Origin of the sequence: Shewanella sp. SP2S2-4, from assembly GCF_031932025.1 — a bacterium.
Taxonomy (GTDB): Bacteria; Pseudomonadota; Gammaproteobacteria; order Enterobacterales; family Shewanellaceae; genus Shewanella; species Shewanella baltica.
This window is the reverse complement of sequence record NZ_JAUOER010000006.1, coordinates 43081-62942: the sequence shown is the minus strand read 5'-3', so window position 1 is coordinate 62942 and position 19862 is coordinate 43081. Positions and strand designations below refer to the sequence as shown.

Here is a 19862-nt window from a genome sequence, read left to right as displayed (position 1 = left end):
TGGAACAAATAGGACATTAAGCACTATGACATTACGTAAAACGGCAATAGCCATCGCCCTTATGAGTACCTTAGCTGCCTGTGGTGGTTCTGGATCGGATGATTCAACGCCCACAACACCAACTACACCGGATAATCGCTTTAGTTACGCCGCCACTGAGATGATCATTAACTTGACCGATGACGTTATCGTGGCTGGTTATGCGGACTTAGCCGCGAAAGCGGAAGCACTTTTACTGGCGACTCAGAAGCTCACTAACTCAACAGCACAAGCGGATTTAGACGCAGCTCAAGCTGCGTGGAAAGCGGCACGTTTACCTTGGGAACAAGGTGAATCACATATTTTTGGCCCAGTTGACTCACTTAGCATCGATCCACATCTTGATAGCTGGCCACTCAATACGACCGATCTACAAACACAGCTAAATACTAACTCAGGTTTTGATGCTGAGACGATTAAGGGCTGGAACGATGATGTACAAGGTTTTCATACCATTGAATTTTTATTATTCGGCGATGGTGTGAATGGTAATACTAAACCTATCAGTCAGTTAACAGCAAAAGAACGTGAGTATCTCATTGCACTGGCCGAAGTGTTCCGTGATTACACTAAGCAGCTCGACGACGCTTGGCAGATAAACCACAATCCGCAAGATACTGCCGCTAAATCCTATGCTGAGTTGCTGAAGAATCCCGGTGTAGCAGGCAATACTATTTACTCATCGCAATTGGCTGTAGTTGAAGAGTTGATCAATGGCATGATCGCGATTGTCGATGAGGTCGGTAACGGTAAGATTGCTGATCCCTTTGGTGATTCCCTTGCCACCGCTGATACTTCAAAGGTGGAGTCGCAATATTCTTGGAACTCATTAGATGACTTTGCCAATAACATCATTGGTGTACGAAATGTATATCAAGGAGAGTTTACTGGTAACAGTGATCGTCAGGGCATCATTAACTTCGTGGCCGCTGCCGATGCGAACTTAGCGACACGTGTTAGCAGTGAAATCGATGATGCCATTATCAAGATCCGCGCTATTGCCGGCAGCAATCAACAGCCTTTCCGCCAAGCGATTAAAGATGATGCAGGAAGAGCTCGAACTCAAGTGGCTGTGGATGCCTTGACTAAGCTGAAAACCACACTTGAGTCTGATGTCATACCATTACTTTCTCGTTGGAAATCTTAATTTCATATTCTGAGCAATGCTAAGGCGATAGAGGTTCTTGGCATTGTCATGAAATGACGCTAAACGACGGAACCCGTTTGGTGAGTTATGTCTTAAGCAGCAAGGATGCAATTGCATAGTTGCTGCTTTGTCATTTTATTTGTGTGAGATTTTTGATGAATAACAGACACGTTTTATTACCTGCATTTTTCATTGGCTGTTTACAGCTGAGCGCCTGTGGTGGCAGTGGCGATGCACAAGATGTTGATACACCCATACCTGAACCTATTGTTTATCCTGAATATACGGATATCACTGCCAGCGGTGGCGCAACGACAACCTTTGATGCAGGCAATTCAGGACATGGTTTCTCTACACCATCGGTAAATCTAACCGCGACTGAACTTGCGCTGCACATGGCGGGCGATAAGTTTTTTGAGACTTCTTTTACCACTGCGCCAAACGCTGAACACCCTGAGTTAGATGGTTTAGGCCCCGTATTTAATAACGCTAACTGCAATGCATGCCATCAACGTGATGGACGTAACTCGACTCCACAAGTTAGCGCAGGTCAGGCACGAGTCAAACTGGGATCAGATGCGGGCATCTTTTTGCGGATAAGTAAGGCTGCCAATGACGTCTGTATTAAAGGCGATGTGAGTAATGATTATTGTGCACCCATTCCAGTACCTGATTTCGGCGGACAACTGTTTCATCGAGGCGTACTGCAAGCACGTGGTGATTGGCAACAGAATCAGTTTATTGGGCAAGCGGATGTTTACTTATCCTATGATACAAAATCAGTGACTTACCCAGACGGTACTGAAGTCTTATTGAAGAAGCCGCTATTTGAAGTGGAAAACCCCTATGATGCGCCAGGAGAAACTAAGCAAAGCCCCAATTTGACCTCAAATCTTTTGCAAGACGATGTGTTAATGGGATGGCGTAATGGAATGCCAGTATTTGGCTTAGGTTTGCTCGAAGCGATTGCGCAGGAGGATATTTTGCAACATGTCGATGAAAATGATGCAAATCATGATGGGATTTCTGCAAGGGCAAACTATGTTTTTGATGCTGTGAAGGCACAAGCGGGTGATCAGGAACCTGTGTCTTTAGGCCGTTTTGGTTGGAAGGCGAATACCCCAAGTGTGCGTGTACAATCCCTAGGTGCACTGCGTGGCGATATTGGCATAACCAATCCTTTATTCCCCGATGAAAGTATCAAAGGTACGGCGCTACACGATGCTTATCTCACTCGAACAGGTTTTATTGATACAGGGGAAGATGAAAATGGTGCGCCTGAAGTCGGAGCTGAGTTCAGTGATGCTGTTGTTTTTTATGCTGAAACCTTGGCAGTTCCTGCAAGGCGGAATGTCGCTCAACCGAATGTAAGAGAGGGGGCGAGATTATTCACTCAACTTAATTGTACCGCTTGTCATATGCCCTCTTATACCACTAAAACGAGTGGCGACATTGGTGGACGAGCCATGAGTGATAGCTTAAAAGGACAGAAGATATATCCCTTCACTGATTTATTATTACACGATATGGGCGAAGGGCTCGCCGATGGCCGACCAGACTTTTTAGCCTCGGGAAGCGAATGGCGTACAAGGCCACTATGGGGTATAGGTTTAACTCAGACGGTTAATCCTCAAGCCGGTTTCTTACATGATGGACGAGCCGCAACTCTAGAAGAAGCGATATTGTGGCATGGTGGTGAAGCTGAAAAGAGTCAAATTGCCTTTATGAATTTATCTAAAAATGAACGTGAGCAAGTCATTGCATTTTTAATGTCTTTGTAAAGCGTGACAGGATGATTTGTCGATTCATCCTGTTTACTGTATTTCAGTATGGGCAAACCTCAGGGTTTGCCTTTTTTTGTGAGCTTGCTAAAACTACCGCATATACCTGAGTGGTTTGGGGCTAAGCCCGTGATCTATTTCATGTAAATTGCAGGGTAAATCACCTAATATGAAATATCTTAATGGTTATTTTACGTTTGCATATCCAGTTAAATCCCACGGGAATGCCAATGACTCTGAGTGTCCATCGCTGCTTTTTGTGTATTTAGTCTGTGCGTTGTGATGTCACTTGATGTGCAAAACGGGCATAGAGAGTCGAAATTAAGCCGCCAGTAACAGTATTTTTTAGGCCGCTTATGGTTATTTTACTTGGGATTAATCGAGGCTAAATTGAAAAGAATTCTCATCATTTATTCTAGTGTTCACGGCCAGACCCAAAAGATTGCAACTAAGCTCGCGCAGCAGTTAACGGCCTTGGACAATGAGGTGGTTACCGCCGATATTAAGGCCGCTCCCGCGCTCACTGAGTTCGACAAAATCATCATAGGCGCCAGTATTCGCCATGGTAAACATAATCCTAGCTTGTACGAATTTATCGAAAAGCATCAAGCCGTGTTGACGGATAAGGTCAGTGGTTTTTTCTCCGTTAGCTTAGTGGCACGTAAACCCGAGAAAAACACCCCAGAAACTAATCCTTATATGCAGGCATTCTTAAGTAAAACTACTTGGCGGCCACAGTTGTTGCGGGTTTTTGGTGGTAATTTGAATTACCAAGGCTATAACGCCTTAGATAGAAATATCATCCGTTTCATCATGTGGTTAACTAAAGGACCTACGGATCCTGTTACGAATGTGGAATACACGGATTGGCAGAAAGTGGCTGATTTTGGTGAGCAGATCCATCGCGCCTAATTTTGGCATTAAATCACGGCGCCGCGTTTTGCCCCTAGCCCACTTTATTCGCGCTCATTAAGCCGTCACGAATGCATTCATCGTAAAGGGCAAAGGAAGCATTAAGTAGGATGAAAAATATGATGAGTAAACTCAGCTCCTTGTTCCGAGTCATGATGGCGCAACTGCATGTGTGGATTGTCGTGTCGACTATCTTACTCGTGTGTTCCAGTCCGTGGATTTTTATGGGCCGACGGATACCCGATAACGCCAGTTTTTGGGATTATTTGCATGTATATTTAGGTTTAGCGTGCACTGTGATTGGGATTCTTTTTTTACTCAGCAATACCTTGCGTGGCAAGTGGCACCAATACTTTGGCTGGTTGGCGGGCGATTGGACACAGTTAAAGCAAGATATTGTTGGACTTGCTAAAGGCAAATTCCCCGTCGCTGGTGGCAAAGGGCTGTTTAGTGCCATAGAAGGTATTGGCATGCTGTTGCTGGTGGCTACAGGTGTTACGGGACTCGTTTGGTTTATTGTTCAAGGGACGCCAACGGCACTGACATGGCGTGGTTATCACCAAGTCTTTGCGCAGGCTTTTATTGGTTTCTTGATCCTACATCTCGTCTTGGCTGCGAGCCATATTCTTGATTTTATTCGGCAATAAACTTCAGAACCCATATTGAGCGCTTATACCAATCACTTGGATTGAACACGCATAAAAATGGCCTCCTAATTTGGAGGCCATTTTTTATTTCAACAATTGTTTTGAATTAGCTAAGACGTTGCTGACGGGTCACACCAATTGCGGCGGCGAAGACTAGAAATAACCAGCCTAGACTGCCACCCGATGAGGTTTTAGCGGGGGCGGCATCTTTCTCAACAGCAAGGTAGTTAATTAACCCAATTAACTCATCTAAGGTTTTGATGCTGTTTAAATTTACCGCATATTTATCGTTCACGATAAAGGCGGGTACGCTGTCGATTTTGAATTCATTCTGCTGGGTGCGCCACAGGGAAAGCTTTTCATTAGTGCCTTTGCTATCGGCTAATTCATCGTATTTAGCAGCATCGACACCAAATTGGGCGAAGACTTTTTTGATGTCATCACGGCTGTTAATTTGCGGCTCGTGTTTATGGTCTGGTGCACTATGATCGTGGCCGTTTGCGCCCTCTGCACCTTGGATTGCGGTAAACATGGCATGGGTTAAGGCGTCTTTGTTATCAACGCTTTGGATCACGGCTAATGAACGCATCACTTCGGTGCCAATGTCGCTATTCATAAAGTCGACATGCTTATTGTCGAAACTTATCTGTTTGTTGAGGTTCGCCTTGATATCAGGCAAATAGTTGGTTTCCATATTGAAGCAGTTATGGCAATAAAATGAATAGAATTCAGTGAGTTTTGGTTCGCTACTAGGCGCTTTGGTCGAGATTTGAGTGTAATGTGTGCCTTCAACAAAATTGGCGGCAAAGGTGCTCAATGGTGCAATCGCTAAGGTTACAGCCAAGGCTAATTGTTTAATCATAGTTTCCTCAAATTCGGTGGGATTGAATTCACAATGTCAGTCGTTGTTATCGTTGACATTCAACGGTCAACATTAGAGATAGAGTGAGCTTCAACCTAGGAGTTAAGCTAGCCCAAATGGCAGCGTTGACACATAGGTTCAGGTTAAATGGAAAGGCTTAATTATGACTGAATTGGCATGAAGCTAGTAGGCTAAATCTGTGATCTCAATGGAAGTTTTACCTTAGATTTGGCAGGACTGCAGACAGGATCGCATCGCTAAGTCGGTGCATGTTGATTAAAGCCCCGTTCTGCATCATCACTGGCTAAATTCTTACGCAATATCCCTAAGCGACTGCCAAGCTTCGCACACCTCGCGAAAACGCGCCGCATCGCCATCGGGCCTGTCTGGGTGCCATTTGAGTGCTAAACGACGCCATTGCTTGCGGATATCACGGGCGGTAGCACTCTCGTCTAATTCGAAAACTCGCAGCGCGTTACCTTTGTTCATCAGATTGATATTTAAGCCAATATAGCTCTTATAATTGCTCCAGAATGCCTCAAGTAATTCTCGTACTACGTTTTCGCTGGTGTCGTAGTTATTCCAATCGAGGTAATACTCACGCAGGGAAGTATCTTGCATTATCAGCAGGTTAACGTTTGATGGTACTAAGCGGAAGATTTGAATTTCCATGGCTTTGACTTGCAGCCATTGCTTGGGCAGTAATATTTCTTGCAGCTCAAACAGGGCGTTCATCAGTAGGAAGTTACGTTTGAATAAATCGTTACCCGGATTTTCATCAAGCTGGTGGATCAGCCCTTGGGTTTGTAATTCAGTGGCTAAGTGATGGATTTTCCAACTTTGATTTGAAGCTTGTAAAACCGTAAGCAACGGCCAAATCAGTGGGTTATCGCCCTTAGTGTTTGCAACTCGAATCGATTGAGATTCTTCAGTGAGTGAGGGTTTGGCAAATAACATACTGACTGTCCCATCCTAAATTGTGAGTGTTACCAATGCGCCGATAAAACCGCTGTGCTGCAACAAAGATGACTCGAAAGGCGACGATAAATGATCATTCACGAAGTTGAGCCGCAAACTATGCCACAGAGCCAAAGTGTAGGCAAAGATGAATTTTAGAGCAATACCGTGATGGTTGACTCCTACTTTAGATGGTTTCTCGGCGTAAATAAGCCGTTAACAGCAGTTAGGTTTTAGGGGAAGGTAGTTAAGAGAGGGCTAGCTTTAGATATGATGCCCTTGTTTATATCACATAAAATCAAGGGCATGCTTATTTTTACATAGAGTGAAGGACTAGATCTCGGTGAAGATCACTTCTTGATCTAAGCGAGACTTAGGCAATTTAGCGTTGAAATCATTTTCTGAGTGATAACCTAATGCAACAACCACGCAGGCACATAGACCTTGCTCTCTTAAGCCTAGGACTTGATTCATTTTAGTGGCATCAAAACCTTCGATCGGACACGCATCAATATCTAATACACTTGCACCGAGCATTAAAGTGCCAAGCGCTAAGTAGACTTGTTTTTCCATCCAATGCTGGGCATCTTTCAGCTCAAATTTATGCATATTAGCGAAGAAAGAGCGGCCATTATGTTGGCCTTGCTTGGCTTCTTCATTAGCAAAACGGCCATCCTTCGCTTCTTGCTCGAGTACTTGCAGTAAGTGTGCTTCATCTAATTGAGCACGAGCACAGAGTACGAGTACATGGGAAGCATCGAGAATTTTTTGGGTATTAAACGCATAGTTTTCGGTCGCTTGGGCAACTAACGCTTTACCTTCCGCCGTACTCGCTAACACAAAATGCCAAGGCTGTGAGTTAGTCGATGATGGGCTGTACTGCAATAAGGTTTTGATTTCTGATATTTTATCCGCAGGAATCGTCTTAGTTGGATCAAAGGCCTTAGTGGTGTAGCGCTTTTTGGCGAAGAAACTTAAATCACTCATGTAACGGCTCCAAATCATTAAGGAATACAAATTCAATGGCAGCATTTTAAGCAGGTTTAAGTAAAAAACAATGTGATCAAGGCAGGTATTAGTTTCAAAAAATTTTTGAAACTGGCTTTAGAGTAAGTGATGAGAATGATTGAAACACAAAGAAGCTTAATTGAAGTGCTAGATAGGGATTCTGTGAATTCGTTGCTAAGTTACTGACAATATTAACCATGACAATTGGCTTAAGCTCACTACAGAGTTTGGTAAATTATTTCATGGCCCCGTGGGTACGCAGCAAAGCTGCACCGGTTATTGAGACGTTAGTTACTCTTGAGGTAATTCTATACATGGTTGACTTTAAGGAATAAAAGTTGGAAAAATTTGAAATAATTGAGCTCGCTTGTGATGTATTTTCAACAATATCTGGTGATTTAAACGAGGGGATATACAAAGATTTGAACGGTAATTTATCTGTAAAATGGAGCACTAAAAGGTCTTTTTATGCTTGTGCTTCTGTCAGGTCCTCTGTAGAAGAACCGCCTCTGCATCATATAGAGCTGACTTATGATACCGCTACATTGCTTTATCGTGATATTGAAGACTATTACGAATATATTAAATTTGGTGCTGATAACGATAAATTTGATATCTGGTTTGAAGGCTTTGATTATCCCAAATCCCTATCATCTGAATCGCAGAAAGAACATTGCTGCAAAAATATGTTTATCAGTGGCCTAACGTGGATCTTCTTTCATGAGCTAGGTCATTTGGTTCAAGAACATGGATATATAAGAAAATTATATGATTGTAGTGGAAGTACAGATGTTATTGATTGCTCTTCCTACGACAATGAAAAATATAATAGTACCAAAGGAAAATCATCGGCGGTTTCTCACGCTACTGAGATGGCTGCTGATTATTTTGCAACTATATCAGTACTCAGCGCTTTATTGCGTCACTTTGAAAGCGACGAACTCGAAAATGAAATAAAGACCTTCTCATCGGCTTTAGCTTTGGTCCTTTACAGATTTCATGGTATTAAATCATATTCAAGCACCGAAATACCCGAAGGTAGTCACCCTCCACCTTTGATTAGGCTTGAAAATACAATGCCTCTTTTTTTTGAATTTTACTCTACTCAAGAGTTGCTGAAATCGAATGGTTCAAATATGAGTCGTCTCGATCTTATAAACATTACTTCTTGGTCTTCATTTTCTGTAGGGATTTTCTGGCTGAGGAAAAATATGCAGTCTGGAGTGCCTGAAGATTTCTTCCTTTCAGGGAGCCTTCAAAGGCCCAGTATGAAAAAATATCATCGAGTCATCATAGATATCTGGGATGAAATTAAACCCAAGATAGATCAGGTGAAAAGGTTAGATAATCCTTTCGCTGAATTAAGGTTCAGTGATGAATATAGGGAGATACTTCAGGAAGGTTGTTGAAATTTCTTTCTGCAATGCAACTAACAAAGCGTTGACAACCGTTCGCGTTGTTCATTGGGACCTAAAAAGCTACGCTTTTTCGGCTCTTTAACTCAGCGTTAAACCCATAGAAATTTTAATTCGAAACTGACGAGTTAGAGCAAAGAGCCTATCACGTTTCTGTCCCAAAGCGTGCTGCGTAAGGCTTTTAAATCTACAGATTACGCTAATGCCAAAAGGTGAGCCATGGTGATTAGCGAGACGACCGTCCGCCCCATGGACGGGGCGGTCGAGCATCCACGGATGGACTGGCTGCGAGTCGATGAGCGAATGCCATGGCAAACCTCTAAGTCGGGGCCTATGCATTCAGTTCTCAACAGCTTAAGTTATAAGTCACTCCATCTTACTATTCGTGCACATTTTCCAATGCACTTTTATCCCAAAGCGCTTTATGTATCTCTTTCAAATCTACTGGTTACGTTAGTACTAAAAAGGCAAGCCAGAGAGTTATGCAAGATGGCAATCCGCCCCTGCCTCCAATAATGAATTTAACTAAATCCGCTTAAGCTAGCGCAGTACCTTGCTTAAAAACGCTTGGGTACGGGCTTCTTTGGGATTGGTGAATAGATCATCTGGCGGGCTTGATTCAACTACATAACCGCCGTCCATAAAGATCACTCGATCGGATACATCGCGCGCAAAGCCCATTTCGTGGGTGACAATCACCATGGTCATGCCCTTTAGCGCTAAGTCTTTCATCACGTCAAGCACATCTCCGACCATTTCGGGATCGAGTGCCGATGTTGGCTCATCAAACAGCATCAAATCAGGTTCCATCGCTAATGCACGGGCAATGGCAACCCTTTGCTTTTGGCCGCCAGACAAACTGGCGGGATAGGCATTGGCTTTGTCACTCAAGCCAACCTGTGCCAGTAGGTCGAGGGCTTTCGTTTCGGCCTGAGCTGGCGTCATCAGTTTTAGGCTGATGGGTGCTAAGGTGATGTTTTGAATGACGGTTTTATGGGGGAACAGGTTAAAGTTTTGAAACACCATACCCACTTTTTGCCGCAGTTTATCTACGCTCGCATTTGGTGCTGTGATGAGTTGACCTTCAATCTCGATATCGCCTTGGCTTGGCTGCTCTAACAGATTGATACAACGCAAAAAGGTACTCTTACCGCTGCCGCTTGGACCGATCACGCTCACCACTTCGCCCTGACGAATATGCTCACTAATGCCCTTGAGTACGAGATTATCGCCGAAGTTTTTATGCAGGTTGGTTATCTTAATCACTTTGCTTCAACCTCTTTTCAAATTTCGACAGCACAAACGTGAAGCTGTAGGTCAGGAATAGGTAAATAAGGGCACAGGTAAATAACGGCACACTGTCCTCGAAGGTACGGCTACGGATGATTTCACCGGCGCGCATAAGGTCGACGCCACCGATAAAGCCAATAACGGCGGTTTCCTTGAGGAGCACGATAAATTCATTTCCGAGTGCGGGCAGAATATTCTTGATCGCTTGGGGCAAAATAATCGACTTCATGGTCATCGCTTGGGATAAACCGAGTGAACGTGCCGCTTCGGTTTGACCTTTGTCGACGGCTTGAATGCCTGCGCGGATAATCTCAGAGATATACGCGCCGCTATTGAGACCAAAGGCGATGATGGCGGCGGTGATTTTATCGACATCTAAGGCTGAAAGCACGATGAAGTAAAGGATCACTAACTGTACAACCACTGGCGTGCCACGGATAACACCGACATAAAGATTGGCGGGGAAGCGGATATACCACTTAGACGACATCTTCATAAAAGTGGTGCCAATGCCTAACACTGCGCCTAATAACATGGCGAAGAAAGTGACGATTAACGTCACCTTCAAACCATTTAATATCAGCAGTATACCTATCATGCCATCTTCGCCAATTGGGCTGAACAGCGAGCTGTTAATTGCGTCTATCATGCTGATATCACTTTATATGGGCAGAAACGAGCGTCTGATATTGGCCGTCGGCTTTCATGTTAGCCAGTGTTTTATTGATGCTCGCCAACAGTTCAGGCTGCTCTTTTGACACGGCGAAACCATAAAACTCAGCAGGAAAATCCAGTTTAATCATCTTTAATTCAGGATTTTTAGCCAGATAGTTAGCGGCAGGTTCGCTGTCGAATAACACTAAATCTACCTTTGAATTTTTAAGCTCCATAATGGCTTCGAAACCCGTATTAAAGGCGGTGATATTTTGGGTGTATTTTTTCGACATGATGTCAGCGGTTGTGCCTAACTGCACCGCAAAGTGTTTGCCTTTAATATCTTCAAGCGTATGAATGCTATCGTTATCTTTGTTTACTAGTACCACTTGAGTCGCTTCGTAATAAGGCTCTGAGAAGTTTACGTTTGCCTGACGTTCGGCGGTAATCGTCATGCCTGAGGCGATAAAATCAATCTTGCCTGAGTTGAGCGCGACGATCAGTGAATCGAATTTCATGTTTTCGACTTTGAGCGTCTTGCCGGCATCTTTAGCGATTTGCTTGGCCAGATCGATATCAAAGCCTTTGATTTCATCGCCACTTTGGCCGCCAACATATTCAAAAGGAGGGAAGGCGGCATTGGTGCCAACGACTAACACGTCATCGCTTTTTCCGCATCCAGCTAACAACAAGGTGGCAGTTAAGGTCAGGCCGCCTAATAACATGGATTTTTTCATTTAAGACTCTCTTATCGATTTCACTATCAGTGTGGCGACTATAGGCAGATGAGCATGTTGTGTCAATAATTATGCTGTTAATTTGATTAAAAATTCATTTTATTTTTACGGTTTTCAGTCGCAAGATTGAGGGCCGCTGCTTTCCCGTACAAATTTGTGTATAAGTTGTTTTTTCTGGGTTGAATTCTTGTGTATTGGTCTATATCTATTGTTACTGTTAGGTTTTTGGCTATCTGTACTTCTGTGGTGTTTATTAGCAGCATCTCAATGAGAGTGTCATAATTTGAACTATCGCCTATTATTCTTCGATTAAATTGGCTAGTTTAGCCGCTCTTTAACGGCAACCTTAGTTAGTGTTATTCCTATTTTATGCAGTTTAACCCTCTGGCTGATTTGATTATCAAGCCAGAAATGATGTTTCAGGAGTCAAAAGTGAACTATCTCAACTCAGCATTAGTGTGTTTAGCCCTGTGCTTATCGGGTGCACTGCAGGCCGAAGAGCAAACTCAGTGGCATTACAGCTTAGGCAGCCATGATTTTGTGGTCGAGGATTCTCACACCTTAGGGGTGAATGCGAGTCTATTGTTAGAACATAAAACTCAAAGTGATATTTTGCTGACGGCGGCGCTGGATGCCTATATAGACGTAGATGTCGATAAACTCGACCCTGACCATATCCCAGTGTGGTTTAAGTCTGCCTATGCTGCGAGTGGTGAGTTGTATCGTATTAACCCCGAATTTTCATTGGGTTGGCAGTTCGATTTACAGGGAAAGCGTAATACTGTTAGCTCGGTGGAGAAACAAGCTAAGGTATTTCCTGGGCTGACGGCTAACTTTGACGGACAAGAATTACAGGCCCAGTTGAAGGCGGGAGCGGGTTATTACTATCTCGAAATCGATGACGATGTGCCTAGAACCCGAGGTTACGATCGTGGCGATTTTGGCAACGGTACGTTTGCTTATACCTTTATGGGAAGTGTAGGGGCTAATGTGACGCCTAAGCTACATATGCAAGTGGCCGCTCAGACGTGGCAAGACGAGGGCAAATGGTTAGAGAATCAATATCGCTTTGAGCTGAGTTACCAAACCGATTTTTGGCGGCCTAACAGCATGCTCGTGTTGAGCGCCGAGCACACGCAATACAATTTAGACCACTATGCCAAAGTCGATATTAACTCGGCTGAGTATTTGCCTATTCTGCCATGGGATAGCGATACGCTAGTGCGTTTGAGCTTAGTGATCCCTTGGTAACATAGTGTCACTTATGAGTTAAGTGCTTCTCGACTAAAGCGATCATGGCTTGAGCTGCGAAGGATAATACTTGGTCCTTGCGCCAAAAGAGCGATAACTCCCAGCGCAGCTCGTCACTCGCCAGCGGGATATTCACGACGCCGGGCACGCTGTAGCGCCGCGCGATGGAGCGCGGCAATACCATCACCCCTGTGCCCGCGGCGACTAAGGCAATCCCGAAATCGGCTTGGCTGACGCGGGTAATGTTTTTAGGAACAAATCCGGCGTGTCGGCAGGCATTGAGCACTAATTGATAGAGGGTGTATTCAGTTTCGAACATCACTTGAGGATCGGCGCTGAGATCCCTAAACGACAATATCTGTCTGGTGGATAACGGATTTTCCTTGGGAAGCACCACTACCATAGGATCGTTAAACACCCGAATACCATCATAGCCATCATCAAAATCGATAATCCCTGTGGCCAGTTCAATCTCACCCTTTTGGATCGCTGAAGTTTGTTCTACACCGCCACGGACGAGCAAGTGCATATCAATTTGCGGATATTGCTGGCGATACTTGGCAATAATGGGGGCAAAAATCTCGGCGCTGCCCAGCGGCGCTAATCCCAGATTGAGTTCGCCTGCGGTTAAGCTGCGCTGCGCCGTGAGTTCGGCGAGCATGCGTTGCCGCCCTGCGAGCAGGTCTTTACCGTGTCGATAAACGACTTCGCCTGCGGGAGTGAGTTTGACTTGGGTGCCGCGTTTACCCCGCTCAAGCAGGGTGAGATCGAGTTCTTGTTCTAACTGGCGCACGGCTTTTGATAACGCAGGTTGGGTGAGGTGGACTTTATCGCTGGCTTTACCAAAGCCTCCGGCATCGACGATTTCGATAAAATAGCGAATAACTTTGAGGTCCATTGGGCTTCACCTTTAAATGTATTCTTAAAATTCATGTATTACATTCTTAATATTCATTTTTTTTATCAAATAAGCAAGCCTAGAATAGCCCCATAGAAAACTTTGTTCTAACCGAGAAAATCATGTCATTCCCACAAGCCGCAATACGTCAGTGTCGACATTGGGCTTTGTTATTAACCCAAATCGGCCTCTTCTGTTTACTGTCCTTCGCTTGTCACTGGTTCGCCACTTGGGCACATTCTCCTATTCCTGGGAGTGTGATTGGCTTAGGCATACTCTTATTTTTATTAGGTTTTAAACTCATCCCCGAAAATGCCGTGCAACTGGGCGCCGCTTGGTTGATTGGTGAATTATTGCTGTTTTTTATCCCGCCAGTGATTTCGGTCATTAAGTACGAAGGTTTATTTGAGCAATACGGCACCAATATATTGTTCACCTTAGTGATGGGCAGTGTGTGTGTGATGTTTGGTACTGGTTTTGTGGTCGACAGAGTGTTTCGTTTTGAGCGCCAACTGAACATCAAAAAGCAGGCCCGTCGCCACGCTAAGGCTGCTTAGTTATGAATGACTCAAGAGTGGTGGATTTTGTGTTGTCGCAGACCGGATTAGCCCTATTTAGTTTATTACTGACGGTATTTTGTTACTTCGGTGCTAAGCGTCTCTATAAGTACCACAGAGTCTGGTGGTTAGCGCCCATAGTGTTAGCGCCGATAGTGATTACCTTATTGGTGTTTAATCTTAAGATCCCATTGCCAACCTATTTTGAATACACCCATTGGTTGATGGCCATGTTAGCGCCCGCGACTATCGCCTTTGCTTTGCCGATTTATCGTGAGCGTAACTTGATCCGCCAGTATCCACTGACGATAGGGTTAGGTGTAACGGCCGGATTATTTCTGGGGATGATATCTTCTTGGTTGCTGGTGAAATTTATACCTCTGCCGGTGGAATTGTCTAAGAGTTTGCTGGTGCGTTCGGTGTCGACTCCTTTTGCGATGGAGGCCACCAGTGCCTTTGGCGGCGTGCCTGAGTTGACGGCCATGATGGTGTTAATCACAGGCGTGATTGGCATGCTGGTGTGTGAGCCGTTATTCAAATTTATGCGGATTCGTACTTCGTTAGGTAAAGGTGTGGCACTGGGCGCCTCGGCCCACGGTGCTGGCGCGGCAAAAGCCACTGAAATCGGCCAGCAAGAGGGCGTTATCGCCAGTTTGACGATGATTTTTATTGGTATCGCTATGGTGTTAGGCGCCCCCGTTTTTGCGTTGATCTTTATCTAGGCTTTGAATTCTATCGTGTGAGTTTTATGGCTTGAATTTACACTCCTCAATTTTGGCAAATTTGCCTCTTCGGGCGCTAACACCTTCTCAGTTATGCGCCTTTTTTTTACTTGTGACCCGTCCTAAATATGGCATGCTGTACCCAGTTGAAATACAAAGTATTCAGGATGATTACAGATGTCTAATGAGCGAGATAAACCGTTAGAAACACAACTAAGCGTGAGTTTACGTCCGGTTGATGAAACTGATCTTGAGGCAATTTTTGCCCATCAAAGCGATCCCATTGCTAACCAGCTTGCACAGTTTCCACCAAGGGATCGGGAAGCGTTTTTTAAGCATTGGCATGGGAATATTCTTGGACAAGTCAATGTGCTAGCGAGGGCTATCGATTTCGATGGCAAGTTTGTGGGCAACATAGGCCATTGGCATAGTGACGGGCAGGCGCTGATAGGATATTGGATTGACCGTGATTACTGGGGCAAAGGCATCGCGACCCAAACCTTAGCGCAATTTTTGCCTTTAGTGAGTGCGAGGCCACTCTTTGCCGAAGTGGCTAAGCATAATCTAGCCTCCCAGCGAGTCCTCTTAAAACACGGGTTTGTGCTGACGGGTCAATTAATTCAAGAGAGCCAAGATACTGAAGCATTGCTCGAATTTGTTTTACGTTAGCTTATAACGGCACAATCGCGGCATTTATGGCGTATGTTAATGCGTTTATACGCCATAAATCACGTCTTCCAATCCTTAAAATCCCTGAACTGCAGCCGCTTTTGTTAAAAGTGCAAAAAGTCGTCCATTATTTTTATAGCCAATGATTCCACTGCCAAAACCCTCTTTTAAAGACGTAGTTGCTGTAGTAAGTCAAAAGGCTGGATCTAGCCGCTTGATTATTCAAGATTAGTGACAGGTTAAGCTGGTTTTACATAATAAAAATTGAGGAGAAACTGCTGATCTTGCAGATAAAAGTCTAATTGCATTCTATTTCTTTCACGGTAGAACTCCTATACTTAGCCAAACCTTGTGCCATAGCACAATCTATCCCTTATCTATTCAGTGAAATCTAAATGAAGATCCGTTTTCTGCTCAGTAGTTTTATCATTGTATGCAGCAGTCTCACTGTTGCCGCGACAGCGCATTCAGCCGATTCGGCCTCTGTCACTACTAAACATGCCAACAAAAATGCACCCGCTAAAAAAGCACCTGCAAAACAGCAAGAAGTGGCATCGAGTAGCGCTATGGTGGTCGACCTTAAAACCAATGAAGTTTTATATTCGAGTAACCCTAATGCCGTGGTGCCCATCGCCTCAGTGACTAAGCTGATGACGGCCATGGTGACCTTAGATGCAAAGCTGGCGATGGACGAAAAGTTAGCGGTTAATATTAACGACACCAAAGAAATGCGCGGCGTATATTCTAGAGTGCGTATCGGCAGTGAAATTAGCCGTAAAGACATGTTATTGCTGACTTTGATGTCATCAGAAAACCGCGCAGCAGCCAGCCTTGCCCACCATTATCCCGGTGGTCACAAAGCCTTTATTAAGGCGATGAATGCCAAAGCTAAAGCACTGGGCATGAAGAATACCCGTTATGTTGAGCCGACGGGTTTGTCGTACAAAAACGTCTCCAGCGCCAGCGACCTAATTGTGCTGCTTAAGGCCAGTGAAGGTTATCCTATGCTAGGCCAGTTGAGTTCGACCGAGAAAAAGACGGTCACCTTTGCTAAACCTAGATACAGCTTAGATTTTCGTAATACTAACCGTTTGGTTTATAAAGATAACTGGAATATCCATCTCACCAAAACCGGTTTTACTAACGAAGCGGGGCATTGCTTAGTGATGCGCACCGAAATGGCAAAACGCCAAGTGGCCTTTGTGGTACTCGATGCCTACGGTAAATACACCCATATCGCCGATGCAAACCGTTTACGTAACTGGTTAGAGACTGGCAAAGTCACCCCGATCCCAGCCGAAGCTAAGCAATATAAGAAACAGCGTAGCCAGCAGCAATTAGCTAAGTTGAGTGAGACCTAGGCTTTGACCTAGAAGTCGAGCAGGAGCATATCTCTTGCCTTAACGGCTTTATAAAGACTAAAAAACCAAAGGCCAGATGAGCAATCCATCTGGCCTTTGGTTTTTTTAATACTGTAAGTCCTTGATGATTTTTGGTAAATTCCCCGTGGTATTATTACCATAGTGATTGATGTACTCAAGGAAGAAATACGCGTGGCTGTTCTGCTAAAAAAACTTCAACTGATCTATTTTCCCTTCTTATTCATGAGCCTGTTATTTATCTCTGGCTACAGCTTAATCCATTGGCTGTTGTTGATTAAATTTGAGTTTTTTAGCTTAGATGAAGATCTGGTCAATTTGGGATTACCGCTGATATTGTCATGGCTCTTGTTGGTTATTTTTCTGAGGCCAAGGCTAAAACTGCTGAAGTTTGTTAAGGATAATTCGCGCTTTTTCTATCTACTTTTCGCCGTGCAGCTCGTGGCTGTGCCTTGTATTATTGCGCAGGAATATCTTAAAACAGCAACGGGTCAGTTAACCCAATTAGCATCGATCCAAGAATTGTATCTGCATAAAAAGACACAGTATTACCAGTTACAGCAAGCTTATATTGATAAGACGCAAATTAGTGTGCAGCGAAATATTGAGGTGACAGGAAAAAGTAACAGTCACTTGAATATGACGCTCTATATTGCGATGCCGATTTTTGCGAGTGGCGCCGATCGTCGCCGAACTTCTGTCTTAGCTTGGTATGGCAAAACTTATCAGCAGGAGATCAGTAATAGACTCGAACCCGATGAAAAAGAACAAGCATACAAGGCATTTTTGACTCAATCCCAACGTGAGTTTGATAAGTTTGACCCGCAAACGTTTGTTTACCTTGAACGGTTAGCCCCTTCGTCGCTGCAGAGATACTTACTTAGCGCAGCGGAAAAAAGTCCGCTTTATCAAGCTGAATACCCAACGATTTTTATGCCGAAGTTTGAGCCATTTGAAGCCCGTAATGGCAATAAACTCGCTTGGATGCTGATTTGGTTTGTTGCAGGTGCTTTAGTCTGGTTTGTGCTCTTGCTACGGGTGAAACTGGATGAAGAAGCGCTTAAAGCTGAAACAGTTACAAAGCGTTTTAACCATGCGGGCACAATCGCCGAGCTTAACGATTTTTTTGAAATGATACGGCCCAAGCCGGGTTTTATTGCAACTCCTATTCTGATGTATTTCAATGTATTAGTGTTTATCCTTATGGCATGGTCAAGCCAACATTTTATTAATTTACAGGGTAGTTTCATGCTCGAATGGGGGGCTAACTTTCGACCTAAAGTGCTTGCTGGTGAGTGGTGGCGCTTAATCACGAGTACCTTTATCCATGGCGGTTTAGCCCACTTAGCGCTGAATCTTTACGGCTTGTTTTTTGTCGGCAGCTTTCTTGAACCTGTACTCGGTAAGTGGCGACTATTTTTGGCGTATTTGATCACTGGGGTATTGGCGAGTATCGCCAGTATCTGTTGGTATGATGCCACTGTGAGTGTCGGTGCATCAGGCGCCATTATGGGGTTATTAGGCATACTCGTGATTTGGGTTTGGAAAAAGATTTTCCCTGAGGATATTAACTGGGTACTGAGTATTAACTTGGCATTTTTTGTGACCATAAGTCTGGTCGCAGGATTATTGGGTGGAGTGGACAATGCTGCCCATGTTGGCGGATTGCTGAGTGGGTTATGGGTTGGTTACCTTTCGCTGCGTTATGCTCTAGGTGCTCAGGTGGCTCGAGGTGCTCAGGGGACTCGGAAGATTGAGGGCCATAGCCCAGTTAAAAAGCGTAAGCCGAGACGCAAATAAGTCGCGCTCGGCTTTGGATTTAAGAAGGTTTAGGCGTGTTCAAACATTAAGAACAAGTAAACGATAAACAGCACTATATGCGTCGCGCCGTGCAGGGCATTGGTGCGACCGCTGCTGAAGCTGACCTTGCAGACCATTAAACTGGTGATTAACAGCACCATGTCGGCGGGTGACAAGCCTAAATGCACTTCTTGACCTATCACGCCGCCAATAATTAATACTGCGGGAACGGTAAGGGCAATTGTGGCGAGTACTGAGCCGAAATACAGATTCATCGCCCGCTGTAATTGATTGTTTAATGCCGCCTTAAATCCGCCCACCGCTTCGGGTGACAAGATCAAACAGGCCACGATAAAGCCACCTAATGCCTGCGGTGCGCCTAAGGTAGCGACACTGTAATTGATTGGCATGGCTAAGGTTTTTGCCAATAAGATCACCACAAGCAAGTAACCAATCAATAGCACGGTATGATAGGCATTACTGCGTAATATGCCGTGGTGTTCCTCGTGGTCTTCATGATCGGCATCGACAAAGAAATGACTGTGGCTCTTGGTTTGTACGACTAAAAATACGCCATAGAGCAGAATCGAAATAATGATCAGCATCCAAGACATGGCTTTAGACATGCTGCCGATAGTGCCGCCTTCGGTAAAATTGGGCAGCACTAAACAGAGTAAGGCGAGGGGGATAATGACGACCAAATAGGATTTTACGCCATCTAAATTAAAAAGCTGGGTGTGGTAACGCCAGCCGCCAAGTAATAAGGTGAATCCCACTAAGCCATTGATAATCAACATGACCACGGCGAACATAGTGTCGCGCGCCATCACAGGGTTAGGTTCTCCTGTCAGCATCACGGAGGAGATCATCACCACTTCGAGTGATATCACCGACAGGGTTAAGATTAAGGTGCCATAGGGATCGCCAAGCTTAATTGCTAGCGCATCAGAGTGGCGCACCACTGAGAAGATAGCCCAAGTGACAACGCCTAATAGGGCGAGTGATGCAGGAATATAGGTCGAGAGCGCAGTGCCATCGGCGAGTAGGTTATCGCCACCGGTTTTGAAGAATACTAAGGTCAGTATTCCCAGTAGCAGGGCGAACTCGTCTTTCATAAATGTCTTCATAGGCAGTTTG

Annotated in this window: 19 protein-coding genes and 1 pseudogene; 12 read left to right on the top strand and 8 right to left on the bottom strand. The window is 44.6% G+C overall.

All coding sequences use genetic code 11. From position 1 onward, the window contains the following. Positions 1–25: 25 nt before the first annotated feature. From Q4Q54_RS06870 to Q4Q54_RS06855, 4 genes are all read left to right on the top strand, one after another. Positions 26–1186, top strand: a complete 1161-nt coding sequence (locus tag Q4Q54_RS06870) for an imelysin family protein (RefSeq protein WP_311988048.1) — start codon at positions 26–28, stop codon at positions 1184–1186. Between the two features lie 155 nt (positions 1187–1341). Further along, positions 1342–2967, top strand: coding sequence for a di-heme oxidoredictase family protein (locus tag Q4Q54_RS06865; RefSeq protein ID WP_311988047.1), 1626 nt, complete (start codon positions 1342–1344; stop codon positions 2965–2967). A gap of 390 nt (positions 2968–3357) precedes the next feature. Further along, positions 3358–3879 (top strand): menaquinone-dependent protoporphyrinogen IX dehydrogenase, encoded by a 522-nt coding sequence (gene hemG / locus Q4Q54_RS06860; protein ID WP_259527273.1) that lies wholly within the window; start codon positions 3358–3360, stop codon positions 3877–3879. Between the two features lie 119 nt (positions 3880–3998). After that, positions 3999–4526 carry a cytochrome b/b6 domain-containing protein gene (locus tag Q4Q54_RS06855; RefSeq protein ID WP_311988046.1) on the top strand — a complete coding sequence of 176 codons (528 nt, stop codon included), beginning with the start codon at positions 3999–4001 and terminating at the stop codon, positions 4524–4526. 106 nt (positions 4527–4632) lie between these two features. Here the strand turns inward: Q4Q54_RS06855 and Q4Q54_RS06850 are convergent, their stop codons facing one another. From Q4Q54_RS06850 to nfsB, 3 genes are all read right to left on the bottom strand, one after another. Beyond that, entirely contained in the window at positions 4633–5388 is a 756-nt protein-coding gene (locus Q4Q54_RS06850; RefSeq protein ID WP_311905164.1) for a DsbA family protein, read from the bottom strand. A gap of 312 nt (positions 5389–5700) precedes the next feature. Continuing rightward, a complete protein-coding gene (locus Q4Q54_RS06845; protein WP_131524261.1) occupies positions 5701–6345 on the bottom strand; it encodes a DNA-J related domain-containing protein in 645 nt (214 codons plus the stop codon). A 333-nt stretch (positions 6346–6678) separates the two neighbouring features. Further along, positions 6679–7332 (bottom strand): oxygen-insensitive NAD(P)H nitroreductase, encoded by a 654-nt coding sequence (gene nfsB, locus Q4Q54_RS06840; protein ID WP_263204506.1) that lies wholly within the window; start codon positions 7330–7332, stop codon positions 6679–6681. Between the two features lie 208 nt (positions 7333–7540). Between nfsB and Q4Q54_RS21650 the strand changes: the two are divergent. Both Q4Q54_RS21650 and Q4Q54_RS06835 read left to right on the top strand, forming a co-directional pair. Then, positions 7541–7636 (top strand): annotated as a pseudogene (locus Q4Q54_RS21650) (transposase); the annotation flags it as partial. A 55-nt stretch (positions 7637–7691) separates the two neighbouring features. After that, on the top strand, positions 7692–8762 hold the full coding sequence (locus Q4Q54_RS06835) for a hypothetical protein (RefSeq protein ID WP_311988045.1): 1071 nt from the start codon (positions 7692–7694) through the stop codon (positions 8760–8762). Positions 8763–9308: 546 nt separating this feature from the next. Here the strand turns inward: Q4Q54_RS06835 and Q4Q54_RS06830 are convergent. The 3 genes from Q4Q54_RS06830 to Q4Q54_RS06820 are packed head-to-tail and all read right to left on the bottom strand — an operon-like array spanning position 9309 to position 11449. Beyond that, positions 9309–10034 carry an amino acid ABC transporter ATP-binding protein gene (locus tag Q4Q54_RS06830; protein ID WP_311988044.1) on the bottom strand — a complete coding sequence of 242 codons (726 nt, stop codon included), beginning with the start codon at positions 10032–10034 and terminating at the stop codon, positions 9309–9311. Next, positions 10027–10707, bottom strand: a complete 681-nt coding sequence (locus Q4Q54_RS06825) for an amino acid ABC transporter permease (RefSeq protein WP_006082866.1) — start codon at positions 10705–10707, stop codon at positions 10027–10029. The genes Q4Q54_RS06830 and Q4Q54_RS06825 overlap by 8 nt, the downstream gene beginning before the upstream one ends. Positions 10708–10714: 7 nt before the next feature. Next, positions 10715–11449: a basic amino acid ABC transporter substrate-binding protein gene (locus Q4Q54_RS06820; protein ID WP_011847627.1), complete on the bottom strand. Its 735-nt coding sequence runs from the start codon at positions 11447–11449 to the stop codon at positions 10715–10717. Between the two features lie 432 nt (positions 11450–11881). Here Q4Q54_RS06820 and Q4Q54_RS06815 point away from each other — a divergent pair, with 432 nt between their 5' ends. Beyond that, positions 11882–12700, top strand: a complete 819-nt coding sequence (locus tag Q4Q54_RS06815; protein WP_409438282.1) for a hypothetical protein — start codon at positions 11882–11884, stop codon at positions 12698–12700. Positions 12701–12707: 7 nt separating this feature from the next. Here Q4Q54_RS06815 and Q4Q54_RS06810 read toward each other — a convergent pair whose 3' ends face one another. After that, on the bottom strand, positions 12708–13598 hold the full coding sequence (locus Q4Q54_RS06810) for a LysR family transcriptional regulator (protein ID WP_259513872.1): 891 nt from the start codon (positions 13596–13598) through the stop codon (positions 12708–12710). A 122-nt stretch (positions 13599–13720) separates the two neighbouring features. On the opposite strand from Q4Q54_RS06810, the gene Q4Q54_RS06805 reads away from it, so the two are divergent. The 5 genes from Q4Q54_RS06805 (at position 13721) to Q4Q54_RS06785 (ending at position 18725) form a co-directional block, all read left to right on the top strand. Further along, positions 13721–14155 (top strand): CidA/LrgA family protein, encoded by a 435-nt coding sequence (locus Q4Q54_RS06805; RefSeq protein ID WP_006082862.1) that lies wholly within the window; start codon positions 13721–13723, stop codon positions 14153–14155. 2 nt (positions 14156–14157) lie between these two features. Continuing rightward, positions 14158–14877, top strand: coding sequence for an LrgB family protein (locus Q4Q54_RS06800; RefSeq protein ID WP_259213504.1), 720 nt, complete (start codon positions 14158–14160; stop codon positions 14875–14877). Between the two features lie 177 nt (positions 14878–15054). Then, positions 15055–15546 carry a GNAT family N-acetyltransferase gene (locus Q4Q54_RS06795; RefSeq protein WP_107402531.1) on the top strand — a complete coding sequence of 164 codons (492 nt, stop codon included), beginning with the start codon at positions 15055–15057 and terminating at the stop codon, positions 15544–15546. A gap of 395 nt (positions 15547–15941) precedes the next feature. Beyond that, positions 15942–16907 carry a D-alanyl-D-alanine endopeptidase gene (gene pbpG, locus Q4Q54_RS06790; RefSeq protein WP_311988042.1) on the top strand — a complete coding sequence of 322 codons (966 nt, stop codon included), beginning with the start codon at positions 15942–15944 and terminating at the stop codon, positions 16905–16907. Between the two features lie 192 nt (positions 16908–17099). Continuing rightward, a complete protein-coding gene (locus tag Q4Q54_RS06785) occupies positions 17100–18725 on the top strand; it encodes a rhomboid family intramembrane serine protease (protein WP_311988041.1) in 1626 nt (541 codons plus the stop codon). A gap of 29 nt (positions 18726–18754) precedes the next feature. On the opposite strand, the gene Q4Q54_RS06780 is transcribed toward Q4Q54_RS06785, so the two are convergent. Further along, positions 18755–19852, bottom strand: coding sequence for a calcium:proton antiporter (locus Q4Q54_RS06780; protein ID WP_311988040.1), 1098 nt, complete (start codon positions 19850–19852; stop codon positions 18755–18757). Between the last annotated feature and the right edge of the window lie 10 nt (positions 19853–19862).